At 61.5% G+C, this 13,353-nt stretch carries 4 protein-coding genes and 3 pseudogenes; 5 read left to right on the top strand and 2 right to left on the bottom strand.

The features are described from left to right. From recC to recD, 3 pseudogenes are all read left to right on the top strand, one after another. A pseudogene (gene recC, locus JFT80_RS20040) lies at positions 1-3,341 on the top strand (exodeoxyribonuclease V subunit gamma); the annotation flags it as partial. Further along, positions 3,338-7,023: pseudogene (recB, locus tag JFT80_RS20035) on the top strand (exodeoxyribonuclease V subunit beta). The pseudogenes recC and recB, both read left to right, overlap by 4 nt. Beyond that, a pseudogene (recD, locus tag JFT80_RS20030) lies at positions 7,020-9,122 on the top strand (exodeoxyribonuclease V subunit alpha). Before recB ends, recD begins: the two co-directional pseudogenes overlap by 4 nt. A 63-nt stretch (positions 9,123-9,185) precedes the next feature. Here the strand turns inward: recD and JFT80_RS20025 are convergent. Then, a complete protein-coding gene (locus JFT80_RS20025; protein ID WP_201149042.1) occupies positions 9,186-10,133 on the bottom strand; it encodes a LysR family transcriptional regulator in 948 nt (315 codons plus the stop codon). 149 nt (positions 10,134-10,282) lie between these two features. Between JFT80_RS20025 and JFT80_RS20020 the strand changes: the two genes are divergently transcribed. Further along, on the top strand, positions 10,283-11,809 hold the full coding sequence (locus JFT80_RS20020; protein WP_201149041.1) for a CoA-acylating methylmalonate-semialdehyde dehydrogenase: 1,527 nt from the start codon (positions 10,283-10,285) through the stop codon (positions 11,807-11,809). A 10-nt stretch (positions 11,810-11,819) separates the two neighbouring features. Then, positions 11,820-12,707, top strand: a complete 888-nt coding sequence (mmsB, locus tag JFT80_RS20015; RefSeq protein WP_201149040.1) for a 3-hydroxyisobutyrate dehydrogenase — start codon at positions 11,820-11,822, stop codon at positions 12,705-12,707. Between the two features lie 85 nt (positions 12,708-12,792). Here the strand turns inward: mmsB and JFT80_RS20010 are convergent, their stop codons facing one another. After that, positions 12,793-13,137 (bottom strand): cupin domain-containing protein, encoded by a 345-nt coding sequence (locus JFT80_RS20010; RefSeq protein ID WP_028624747.1) that lies wholly within the window; start codon positions 13,135-13,137, stop codon positions 12,793-12,795. Positions 13,138-13,353: the final 216 nt, after the last annotated feature.

The raw sequence follows: 13,353 nt of genomic DNA, 5'->3' as shown, positions 1-13,353 counted from the left end.
CTGGAAAACGAAATCGCCCTGGTCCAGAGCAACGGCATTGCCCAATGGCTCAAGCTGGCACTGGCAGAAGACCCTGAAGACGACGATACGGGCGGCTGCGGAATTGCCGCTGCCATCGACGTGCAACTGCCCGGCAGTTTCATGTGGCAGCTGTATCGCATGGTCCTTGGTCGCGAGGAAATTCCGGTCAAATCCTTGCTCGATAAAGCGCCCTTGACCTGGCGCCTGATGCGCCTGCTACCGCAGGTGATCGATCAGCCACACTTCGAGCCCCTGCAACGCTTCCTCACCAACGACACCGACTTGCGCAAGCGTTATCAGCTGTCCGAACGCCTGGCCGACCTGTTCGACCAATACCAGGTCTACCGGGCTGACTGGCTTGAAGACTGGGCGGAAGGTCGACACCAGTTACGCAACGGACGCGGCGAAGCCAAGCCGCTGACTCCGGCCAACGCCTGGCAAGCGGAGTTGTGGCGCGCACTGTTGCTGGATGTGGGTGAGCAGGGCATGGCGCAAAGTCGTGCGGGCGTGCACCAACGGTTTATCGAACGTATCAATGGCCTGGATGAAGCGCCTGCGGGGTTGCCTTCGCGGGTGATCGTATTCGGGATTTCCTCGCTGCCGGCCCAGGCCCTGGAAGCGCTGGCCGGGCTCGCCCGTTTCAGTCAGGTCCTGCTGTGCGTACACAACCCTTGCCGTCACCACTGGGCCGATATCGTCGCGGACAAGGATTTACTGCGTCACCAATACAAGCGGCAATCGCGCAAGAGTGGCATGCCTGTCGCACTTGACCCAGACACACTGCATCAACACGCCCATCCATTATTGGCTGCATGGGGTAAACAGGGTCGCGACTACATCAACCTGCTCGACAGCTATGACGATCCCAACAGCTATCGTGCGGCCTTTCGCGACGGGCGAATTGACCTGTTCAGCGACACTCAGCCGCACAATTTGCTCAATCAATTACAGGACGACATCCTCGAGTTGCGTCCACTCAGTGAAACTCGCGAGCATTGGCCTCCTGTTGATCTGGCAAAGGACAATTCGATCCGTTTTCACGTTGCCCACAGTGCTCAACGCGAAGTCGAAATCCTCCATGACCAGCTGTTGGCACGCTTCAGTGCCAACCCGGATCTGCGCCCGCGCGATGTGATCGTCATGGTGCCGGACGTCGACAGTTATGCACCACACATACGCGCTGTTTTTGGTCAGATCGATCGACATGATCCGCGCTTCATCCCCTTCACATTGGCGGATCAGGGCCAGCGTGGTCGTGATCCATTACTGATCGCGGTCGAGCACCTGCTCAAGTTGCCGGACAGCCGTTTCCCGGTCAGCGAGATTCTCGATTTGCTCGACGTACCGGCGCTGCGTGCCCGTTTCGGCGTGGAAGAGCGCGACCTGCCGACGTTGCACCGCTGGATCGAAGGCGCGGGTGTGCGCTGGGGAATGAATGCCGAACAACGCGCCAATCTCGGCTTGCCCGCCGAGCTTGAGCAAAACAGTTGGCGTTTCGGCCTGCGCAGGATGTTGCTCGGTTACGCGGTAGGCAGCTCTGGTGCCTACGGCGGCATCGAACCCTATGACGAGATCGGCGGCCTGGATGCCGCGCTGATCGGGCCGCTGGTAGCGCTGCTCGATGCGCTGGACATTGCTCACCATGAGCTGGCTTCTCCTGCAGCTCCCGGACAATGGGGCATGCGCCTGCAAGCGTTGATCCAGTTGTTTTTCCAGGCCAGCAACGAACACGACGACTACTTGCTCGCCCAGCTGGAAGAGTTGCGCGAAACCTGGCTGGAAACCTGTGAGTCGGTTGGGTTGCATGACCAGTTACCCCTGACCGTGGTTCGCGAAGCCTGGCTCGCGGGCCTCGATCAGGGGCGCTTATCCCAGCGGTTCCTGGCCGGGGCAGTCAACTTTTGCACCTTGATGCCCATGCGGGCCATCCCGTTCAAGCTGGTGTGCCTGCTCGGCATGAACGACGGCGACTACCCTCGCGCGCAACCGCCGCTGGACTTCGACCTGATGGGCAGCGATTACCGCCCCGGCGATCGATCACGGCGCGAAGACGACCGTTATCTCCTGCTCGAAGCCCTGCTCTCGGCCCGTGATCAGCTTTATATCAGCTGGGTAGGCCGCAGCATTCGCGACAACAGCGAACGTCCGGCCTCGGTACTGATCGGCCAGCTTCGCGATCACCTGGCCAGCGGTTGGCACTCGGCCGACGAGGCGCAGGACCTGCTTGAAGCCATGACGCAGGAACACCCGCTACAGCCTTTCAGCGCCCGCTATTTCCATGAGGGCGATGGGCTGTTCAGCTATGCCAGCGAATGGCAGACCCTCCATCAAGCCAATGCAACGGATGCCGGGTTCGAGACCCTTGAAGCCTACGTCCAGGAAGAGCCGTTGAGCCTGGGGCAACTTCAGGATTTCCTGCGCAACCCGGTGCGCCACTTCTTCAGCCAACGCTTGAAGATATTCTTTGAGGCGGCCGAGGCCCCCTGGCCGATGAAGAGCCTTTTGTCCTCGATGCCCTGCAACGCTACAGCCTTAGCGACAGTTTGCTGGAAGCGGCGCTGGGGCAACCCGATTTTGTGGATCAGACCCTGGCTGCACACGCCATCCGTCTGCAAAACAGCGGATTGTTGCCAATGGCCGGTTTTGGCGAATGCCTGCAACGCGAGTTGATCGAGCCGCTACCGGACTTGCTGCTACGCTATCGGCAACTTCTGACGTTATGGCCAACCCCGCTGACCAGCGCGATGCCGATTCATCTCGAGTTGCAGAATTTACGCCTTGAAGGCTGGCTCTCCGGCCTGCATCAGCGCGCCGATGGCGGTGTCTTGTCGGTCACGACCATTCCCAACAGCATTGGCTCGATCAAGAGCCGCAAATGGCATCGACTGACCAAACCGTGGGTCAATCACCTTGTCGCCTGCGCCAGCGGCGTTTCACTGACCACAGCATTGGTGGCCAGTGACGACAGTCTGCTGCTGGCCCCAATGGAGCAGGCACAGGCTTTGGGCATTCTGGGCGATCTGCTGCTGGCCTGGAAAACCGGCATGCGCCAGCCATTGCCGATTGCAGTGAAAACCGCGTTTGCCTGGCTGTCCCAGACCGATCCGCTCAAGGCCGAAGCCGCTGCCCGTAAAGCCTATGACGGTGATGGGCAGAACAGTGAAGGCGAGCGCCGCGAAAGTCCTGCGCTGACCCGGCAGTTCAAGGACTACGACGCGCTCACGGCGGATGAATCATTCCCCGGGTGGTGCGATGCATTGTATCGACCGCTGCTGCAAGCTCCCTGGCGTTCGCTGAACAGCGAGGACTCGCGCGCATGACCGACAAGACACCATTGGCCCTGGCTTTTCCGCTTCGCGGCAGCCAGCTGATCGAAGCCAGCGCCGGCACCGGCAAGACTTTTACCATCTCCGCATTGTATGTGCGCCTGGTCCTGGGCCACGGTGGCGAGTCCGCCGGTTTCGGCCGTGAACTGCTGCCGCCGCAGATCCTCGTGGTGACCTTCACCGACGCGGCGACCAAGGAGCTGCGCGAACGTATCCGCACGCGCCTGGCTGAAGCGGCGCGTTTTTCCGCGATGAAATAACTGCACCAGACGCCCTGATCGCCGACCTGCGTGATCAATACCCAGGGGAACAGTGGGCCGGATGTGCGAACCGCCTGGACATCGCGGCGCAGTGGATGGACGAAGCTGCGGTCTCGACCATCCATAGCTGGTGCCAGCGCATGTTGCGCGAGCACGCGTTCGACAGTGGCAGCCTGTTTACCCAAAGCCTGGAAACTGACCACAGCGACTTGCTGGGTGAAGTCCTGCGCGATTACTGGCGGTTGTTCTGCTACCCCATGCAAGGCGATGCGCTGAGCTGGGTGCGTGGAAACTGGGGGGCCGGCGGCGTTGTTGCCGCGTGTGCGTGGGCTGTTCTCCAGTGAGCGTGGCACCACTGCCGGCAAAGAGCCTGCGCAACTGATTACCGAATGCCTGCAGGAACGGCGGGCGGCATTGCTTGAGCTGAAGATGCCCTGGACTCAATGGGCACAGGAGCTGCTCGCCATCTGCCACCAGGGTGTCGCAAGCAAGAGCGTCGACGGGCGCAAGATGCAGGCGCGTTATTTCGAACCCTGGTTTGAAAAGATCCAGGCCTGGGCCGCGGACGAATCGCTGGAGCAGCTGGACATCGGCACCGGCTTCACCCGCCTGACCCCGGACGGCATGGCCGAAGCCTGGAAGGGCGAAGTGCCAAGTCACCCGGGGCTGGATGCGATGCCGGGGCTCAAGGCCAGTCTGGATAACCTGCCGACTCCCGATGCGGCCGTGCTGCAACACGCGGCCCAGTGGGTGGGTACCCGGTTCGAAGAAGAGAAGCGGCGCCGTGCCGAGATGGGCTTCGATGACATGCTGCTGCGCCTCGATGCCGCCCTGCAAGCCGATGGCGGCGAGCGCCTCGCCTCGCTGATTCGCGAACAGTTTCCGGTGGCCTTGATCGACGAGTTCCAGGACACCGATCCGGTGCAGTACCGCATCTTCGAGAGTATCTATCGCATCGAAGACAACAATCCCGATACTGGGCTGTTTCTGATCGGCGACCCCAAGCAGGCGATCTACGCATTCCGCGGTGCAGACATCTACACCTATCTGCGGGCGCGCCAAGCCACCACTGGCCGATTGCATACGCTGGGCACCAACTTCCGTTCCAGCCATGGCATGGTGACGGCAGTCAATCATGTGTTCGAGCGCGCCGAGTCCCGAGAGCAGGGACGCGGCGCGTTTTTGTTCCGCGAGAAAAGCGGCGAGAATCCTGTGCCGTTTCAGCCGGTTGATTCGCAAGGTCGCAAGGAGAAACTGCAGATCGCCGGGCAAGACGTCGCGGCGCTGAATGTCTGGCATTTATCCAGTGATCAACCGCTGTCAGGCGTGGTTTACCGGCAACAAATGGCAGCTGCATGCGCCAGTGAAATCACCGCTCTGCTCAATGGCGGGCAAACCGCTAGCGCCGGATTCACTCGGGACGGTGAAGCGTTCAGAGGCCTGCGCCCTTCGGATATCGCGATTCTCGTCCGGGATGGCAAAGAGGCTCAGGCCGTGCGCGGTCAACTCGCCGCCCGAGGCGTGCGCAGCGTTTACCTCTCCGACAAGGATTCGGTGTTCGCGGCGCAAGAAGCCCACGACCTGCTGTCCTGGCTCAAGGCATGTGCCGAGCCAGACGTCGAGCGTTCATTGAAAGCCGCATTGGCCTGCATCACCCTGAACCTGCCATTGGTTGAGCTGGAGCGGTTGAACCAGGATGAGCTGGTCTGGGAATCCCGGGTCATGCAGTTCCGCGGCTACCGCGAGCTGTGGCGCAAGCAAGGCGTGCTGCCGATGCTGCGGCGCCTGTTGCACGATTTCCATTTGCCGCAGGCGTTGATCGCACGCACTGACGGCGAACGTGTTCTGACCAACCTGTTGCACCTGTCGGAGCTGATGCAACAAGCCGCTGCGGAACTGGACGGCGAGCAAGCGTTGATCCGTCATTTGGCCGAGCTTCTGGCGCTGTCCGGTCAGGCTGGCGAAGAGCAGATCCTGCGTCTGGAAAGTGATGAGCAACTGGTCAAGGTCGTGACCATCCACAAGTCGAAAGGCCTTGAGTACCCTCTGGTATTTCTGCCATTCATTTGCTCGGCGAAACCGGTAGACGGCAGCCGTTTGCCGCTGCATTACCACGATGCTTCAGGCAAGGCTCAAGTCAGTCTCAAGCCGACCGCCGAGTTGATCGCACAAGCTGACGACGAACGTCTGGCTGAAGATCTGCGCCTGCTGTATGTCGCTCTGACCCGCGCGCAGCACGCCTGTTGGCTGGGTGTGACGGATCTCAAGCGAGGCAATAACAACAGCTCGGTGCTGCACCTGTCGGCACTGGGTTATCTATTGGGTGGCGGTGCCATGCTGGCGGAATCTGCCGGTTTAAAACGCTGGCTGGAAGACCTTCAGCAAGATTGCCCCGCCCTGCGTTATTGCGAAGTCCCGCCCGCTACCGCCGAGCACTACCAGCCGCCGCAGAACGACGCGCGCCTGCTCGCGCCGCTGATGCCCAAACGCCGGGCCAGTGAAAACTGGTGGATCGCCTCCTACAGCGCTTTGCGTATCGGCGACAGCTTGAGTATCGGCAGCGACGAAGCACCGGAAAGTCCGCAAGCACAGAAACTGTTCGATGACGAACGCCTCGACCCTGACGCGCCGCGAGAGATCATCGCCGGCGGCGCCGATATCCATCGGTTTCCCCGTGGCCCCAATCCGGGCACGTTTCTCCACGGTTTGCTGGAGTGGGCCGGTGACGACGGCTTTGCGGTTAGTCGCGAAGCGCTGGAGGATTCGATTGCCCGCCGCTGCAATCTGCGTGGCTGGGAAGGCTGGATCACGACCCTCAGTGACTGGTTACAACACCTGCTCAAATCTCCGCTGTCGATTGGCGGCGGGCAGGCGCCGGTGGTTCTTGAGCAACTGAAGCAATATCGGGTTGAAATGGAATTCTGGTTCGCCAGCCACAAGGTCGACGTGCTCAAACTCGACGAGCTCGTGCGTCAGTACACCCATAATGGTCTGGCCCGCGTCGCAGCAGAACCGGTACAACTCAATGGCATGTTCAAGGGTTTCATCGACCTGACGTTCGAACACGAAGGTCGGTATTACGTGGCGGATTACAAATCCAACTGGCTGGGTGTCGATGACTCGGCGTACACCGCGCAAGCGATGGAGCAATCGATCCTCGACAACCGCTATGACCTGCAATACGTGCTGTACCTGCTGGCCCTGCATCGCCAGCTCAAAGCGCGTTTGGCCGATTACGACTATGACCGTCACGTGGGCGGTGCGTTGTACCTGTTCCTGCGCGGCACCCGTGCAGCCAGCCAGGGGTTTATTTCGCCCGTCCGCCACGGGAGTTGATCGAACACCTTGATCGCCTGTTCCAGGGCAAGCCGCAGCCCAAGGCCGAACCCGCCTGGGAACAGGGAGAACTGCTATGAGTCGCACCTTCGCCGATTTGCTGCCCACCTCACTGGCGGCTGAAAGCCTGGCCGACCTCGCACCCTTGAGCCGCGCCGAAGACTTGCTGCTGTTGCTCACGCGCTGGGTCGAGCGCGGCTGGTTGCGTGCATTGGACAAGGCGTTCGTGGCCTTCCTGCATGAGCTGGCGCCCGATGACGATCCCCTGGTATTGCTGGCGGCCGCGCTGACCAGCCACCAGTTGGGTCACGGGCATGTGTGCCTGGATCTGTACGAGACTCTCAAGGAACCGGACTTTGCCCTGTCCCTGCCACCCGAAGGCGATGTGCAAGGGGCTCAATGGTGTTGCCCTCGCAGTTGCTCGAGGCGCTGGATGGCGCTCACTGGTGCAAGGCGCTGGCGGTCAGCCCCTTGGTCGCATTGGCAGCCGACGGACGCGAGAATGCCCAGCAAAGGCCTTTGGTGCTGTCGGGTAAACGCCTGTACCTGCGGCGCTACTGGGCGTACGAACGACGCATCGACCTGTCATTGCGCCAGCGCCTGGCTGAGCACGAAGTGACCCCTGCGGATTTGAACCAGCGCCTCACCGGCCTGTTCGGGCCCGCCAGGCCGGGTGAAGTGATCGACTGGCAAAAACTCGCCTGCGCCCTGGCGACCCGCAGTGCATTCAGTATCGTCACCGGTGGTCCCGGCACCGGCAAGACCACCACCGTCGTACGGTTGCTGGCGTTGCTCCAGGCGCCCGCAGTCGATGCTGGCCAGCCGCTGCGCATCCGTCTTGCCGCACCCACGGGCAAGGCGGCGGCGCGCTTGACCGAGTCCATCAGCCAGCAGGTCAGGACGCTGGAAGTCAGCGAAGCGGTCCGGGCGAAAATTCCTTCGGACGTCACCACGGTGCACCGCCTGCTCGGCAGCCGGCCCGGGACGCGGCACTTCCGGCATCACGCGGGCAATCGCTTGCCACTGGACGTGCTGGTGGTCGATGAAGCGTCGATGATCGACCTGGAGATGATGGCCAATCTGCTCGATGCCCTGCCGGCCCATGCGCGACTGGTGCTGCTGGGTGACAAGGATCAGCTGGCGTCGGTGGAAGCGGGCGCCGTGCTGGGCGACCTGTGTCGTGACGCGGAGGCCGGCTGGTACAGCCCGCAGACTCGCCAGTGGCTGGAGCAGGTCAGTGGCGAAAGCCTGGCAAACAGCGACCTGCACGAGGATACCCAGGGCGCTCATCCGCTGGCGCAACAAGTGGTGATGCTGCGCCATTCGCGCCGCTTCGGGGAGGGCAGCGGCATTGGCCAGCTGGCTCGCCGCGTCAATCAGCAGCAGCCTGAAGAGGCGCGCAAACTGCTGGCCACCCGCAGCCATGACGACGTGTTCAGCCTGTCGCTCAAGGGCGAACAGGACCGGGCGCTGGAGCGTTTGCTGCTTGAAGGTCACGGCGATGGGCCGCAGGGTTATCGGCACTACCTCGGCCTGCTGCGCCAGCAGCGCCCGGCGCCTGGCCGAGCCCTTGAGGATCCTTGCTGGGCCGACTGGGCTCGCCAGGTGCTGCAGGCGTTCGACGCCTTCCAGTTGCTCTGCGCCGTACGCAAGGGCCCCTGGGGCGTGGAAGGCCTGAATCAGCGAGCGACCGCCGCGCTGCTCAAGGCCCGCTTGATCGATAACGATCAGCAGTGGTACGAAGGTCGCCCGGTATTGATGACGCGTAACGACTACGGCCTGGGGCTGATGAACGGTGACATCGGCATCGCGCCTCAAGCTACCGGAACGCGAGGGGCCGGACGCCGGTAAACCGGTGCTGCGCGTGGCTTTCCCGCGCAATGATGGGCAGGGCGGCGTGCGCTTCGTGTTGCCGAGCCGGCTCAACGACGTCGAAACCGTCTACGCGATGACGGTGCACAAGTCCCAGGGTTCGGAGTTCGCCCACACCGCGCTGATTCTGCCGGACGCCCTGAATCCGGTGCTGACCAAGGAGCTGATCTACACCGGAATCACCCGGGCAAAGCACTGGTTCACCCTCATAGAACCCCGTGCCGGCGTATTCGAAGAGGCCGTGCGGCGCAAGGTCAAGCGCCTGAGCGGGCTGATGCTTGAACTGGATGAGGCCCCCGGCCAGTAACGCACATTTGCCGACTTGTCGGCCGCACCGAGAACCGCCGTGTGTCGATCGTGGTACCGCCAGTTAATCGGCGAACAACATCTCGCGACTCTCACCCATCAACAGCCCGTGATTCTGCTCAGTCACCCCGCGGATGTAATCCCACAACAGGGTAATCCGCTTGAGCTTCCTCAGATCCTCGCGGCAGTACATCCAGAATTGCCGGGTGATGTTGATTTCTTCCGGCAGTACCGGCAGCAGGCGTGGGTCCTGCGCGGCGAGGAAGCACGGCAGAATCGCCAGTGAACGCCCTTGCTGCGCGGCCACAAATTGCGCGATCACGCTGGTGCTGCGCAGGTTCGCGTGGGCGCCGGGCAGCACGTTCGCCAGGTACAGCAGCTCCGAGCTGAACGCCAGATCGTCCACATAACTGATGAATTGATGCTTGCTCAAGTCGCCCGGGCGGCGGATCGGTGGGTGTTGGTCGAGGTAGTCCTGGGTCGCGTAGAGCTGCAAGCGGTAGTCGCAGAGTTTGCAGCAGACGTACGGCCCATGCTCAGGACGCTCCAAGGCGATGACAATATCGGCTTCGCGCTTGGACAGGCTGATGAAGTGCGGCAGCGGCAGGATGTCCACCGAAATCGCCGGGTAGGCATCAACGAAGTGGCTCAATTGCGGGGTGATGAAAAAACTGCCGAAACCTTCGGTGCAGCCCATGCGCACATGCCCGGACAGCGCCACGCCGGAGCCGGAAACCTGCTCGCAGGCCATGTGCAAGGTGCTTTCGATCGACTCGGCATAACCGAGCAAACGCTGGCCTTCGGTGGTCAGCACAAAACCGCTGGTGCGCGACTTCTCGAACAGCAACGTGCCTAACGCCGCTTCCAGCGAACTGATCCGGCGCGACACCGTGGTGTAGTCGACAGCCAGCCGTTTGGCGGCGGTGCTGGCCTTGCGGGTACGGGCGACTTCGAGGAAAAACTTGAGGTCGTCCCAGTTCAGCGAACCTAAAGAGGTGATGTTTTTTTGCATGATGGACGGGCTTATATGTGCGTTCTTATTAGAAGTTTGCACATCTATACTCCAAAAACAGTCCGACAACCAATTCGTGACACACGCCTCATCTCAAGGCGAACCCTTCGCCTTGGCTCCTACGATAAAAACAAGTTTTGGAGACCAGCATGAACGCATCGCTTACGCCCAACGAAACCACGGTTCAGAAGGTCAAACTGCTGATCAACGGTGAATGGGTCGAATCGCAGTCCACCGAGTGGCACGACATCGTCAACCCGGCGACTCAGCAAGTGCTCGCCAAGGTTCCGTTTGCCACCGCCTCGGAAGTCGACGCGGCCATTGCCGCTGCCCATCGCGCCTTCCAGACCTGGAAGCTGACGCCGATCGGCGCGCGCATGCGCATCATGCTCAAGCTCCAGGCGTTGATTCGCGAGCACTCCAAGCGCATTGCCGTGGTGCTGAGCAACGAGCAGGGCAAAACCATTGCCGACGCTGAAGGCGATATTTTCCGTGGCCTGGAAGTGGTCGAGCATGCCTGTTCCATCGGCACCCTGCAAATGGGTGAATTCGCCGAAAACGTTGCCGGCGGCGTCGACACTTACACCTTGCGCCAGCCAATCGGTGTGTGCGCCGGCATCACGCCGTTCAACTTCCCGGCCATGATTCCGCTGTGGATGTTCCCGATGGCTATCGCCTGCGGCAACACCTTCGTCTTGAAACCTTCGGAACAGGATCCGCTGTCGACCATGTTGTTGGTGGAGTTGGCCATCGAGGCCGGCGTTCCGGCTGGCGTGCTCAACGTGGTGCATGGCGGTAAAGATGTGGTCGATGGTCTGTGCACGCACAAGGACATCAAAGCGGTGTCCTTCGTCGGTTCGACGGCGGTCGGCACTCACGTTTATGACTTGGCCGGCAAGCACGGCAAACGCGTGCAATCGATGATGGGCGCGAAGAACCACGCCGTGGTGCTGGCGGACGCCAATCGCGAACAAGCGCTGAATGCGCTGGTCGGCGCCGGTTTCGGTGCGGCCGGGCAACGTTGCATGGCCACCTCGGTGGTAGTGCTGGTTGGCGCTGCGAAACAATGGTTGCCGGATCTGAAAGCGCTGGCGCAGAAGCTCACGGTCAATGCCGGTAGCGAGCCGGGCACCGATGTCGGGCCGGTGATCTCGAAGAAAGCCAAGGCACGGATTCTCGACCTGATCGAAAGCGGTATCAAGGAGGGCGCCAAGCTCGAAATGGATGGCCGCGACATCAAGGTGCCGGGCTACGAGCAAGGCAACTTTGTCGGCCCGACCCTGTTCTCGGGCGTGACCACCGACATGCAGATTTACACCCAGGAAATCTTCGGCCCGGTGCTGGTGGTGCTGGAAGTCGACACCCTTGATCAGGCGATTGCGCTTGTCAACGCCAACCCGTTCGGCAACGGCACGGGTCTGTTCACCCAGAGCGGCGCAGCGGCGCGTAAATTCCAGACTGAAATCGACGTCGGCCAGGTCGGCATCAATATTCCGATTCCAGTGCCGGTGCCATTCTTCAGCTTCACCGGTTCGCGTGGTTCGAAACTCGGCGACCTCGGCCCGTACGGCAAGCAAGTGGTGCAGTTCTACACACAGACCAAAACGGTCACGGCGCGCTGGTTCGATGACGACAGCGTCAACGACGGCGTGAACACCACCATCAACCTGCGCTGAGGAACGGGCCATGAAAATCGCATTTATCGGTCTGGGCAACATGGGCGCGCCGATGGCGCGTAACCTGATCAAGGCGGGCCATTCGCTGAACCTGGTTGATCTGAACAAAACCGTTTTGGCGGAGTTGGAGCAGCAGGGCGGCACGATTCGTTCATCGGCCCGTGAAGCGGCCGAAGACGCCGAACTGGTGATCACCATGCTCCCGGCCGCCGTGCACGTGCGCAGCGTATGGCTGGGTGAGGACGGCGTGCTCGCCGGCATCGGCAAAGGCGTGCCGGCAGTGGATTGCAGCACCATCGATCCGCAGACGGCTCGCGATGTGGCTGCCGCGGCTGCGAAACAAGGTGTGACCGTGGCCGATGCGCCGGTTTCGGGCGGCACTGGCGGCGCGACCGCTGGGACCCTGACATTTATGGTCGGCGCCACCCCGGAACTGTTCGCCACCCTGCAACCGGTACTGGCGCAGATGGGCCGCAACATCGTGCATTGCGGTGAAGTCGGCACCGGGCAGATTGCCAAGATCTGCAACAACTTGCTGCTGGCGATTTCCATGGTCGGCGTCAGTGAAGCGATGGCCCTGGGCGATGCGCTGGGCATCGACACGTCGGTGTTGGCCGGCATCATCAACAGCTCGACCGGGCGTTGCTGGAGTTCGGAAATATACAACCCGTGGCCGGGCATCGTCGAAACGGCGCCGGCCTCGCGCGGTTATACCGGCGGGTTTGGGGCGGAGTTGATGCTCAAGGATCTCGGGCTGGCGACGGAAGCGGCGCGTCAGGCGCATCAACCCGTGGTGCTCGGCGCCGTGGCGCAGCAGTTGTATCAGGCAATGAGCCTGCGTGGCGAGGGTGGCCAGGACTTCTCGGCGATCATCAACAGCTATCGCAAACCCCAGTAAAAGCGGGTAATTCGCACAAGCAAAAGATCGCAGTCTGCGGCAGCTCCTACACGGGAATGCCGCAGGCTGCGATCTTTTCTATGCATCAGGCAAACACGAAATACTTGCGCACAGTCTCGACCACTTCCCACGTGCCTTTCATCCCTGGCTCAACGACAAAGATATCCCCTGCACGCAGATGGATTGGCGCCATGCCTTCCGGCGTGATCACGCAGTAGCCTTCCTGGAAATGGCAGTACTCCCACTTCACGTATTCCACATACCATTTGCCCGGCGTGCAGATCCAGGTGCCCATGATCTTGCTGCCGTCTTCGCTGGTGTAGGCGTTGAGATTGACGGTGTGCGGATCGCCTTCGAGTTTTTCCCATTTGCAGGCATCGAGTACCGGCAGGGGATGGGTGTCGCGAAGAACGGTAATAGGTGCGGTCATGTGGACTCCGGGCAGTGGATGCAAGAACGAAGTCGCACCCTATAGCGCCCGCCCGCTGGCGAGTTGTCTGTGCTCGACATCGGGGTGTCCAGAAACGCGCAGGCGCCTAAAGCGTCTCCAGCGGACAAGCGGCCCGGGCCTGTTCGATGCCCAGTTCAAACTCCACCAGTTGGGCGTGTTGCCGCGCCAGGGCAGCCATCCGCTCGCTGATCTCCT

The organism is Pseudomonas sp. TH10 (assembly GCF_016651255.1).
In the GTDB taxonomy this organism is placed as follows: Bacteria; Pseudomonadota; Gammaproteobacteria; order Pseudomonadales; family Pseudomonadaceae; genus Aquipseudomonas.
Note: the sequence above shows the minus strand (reverse complement) of the source record. Positions and strands in the feature narration are given on the sequence as shown.

Coding starts and splice junctions, on each gene's coding strand:
- JFT80_RS20020 (WP_201149041.1), top strand. CDS start 10,283: ATGAACGCATCGCTTACGCCCAACGAAACCACGGTTCAGAAGGTCAAA.
- JFT80_RS20010 (WP_028624747.1), bottom strand. CDS start 13,137: ATGACCGCACCTATTACCGTTCTTCGCGACACCCATCCCCTGCCGGTA.
- mmsB (WP_201149040.1), top strand. CDS start 11,820: ATGAAAATCGCATTTATCGGTCTGGGCAACATGGGCGCGCCGATGGCG.
- JFT80_RS20025 (WP_201149042.1), bottom strand. CDS start 10,133: ATGCAAAAAAACATCACCTCTTTAGGTTCGCTGAACTGGGACGACCTC.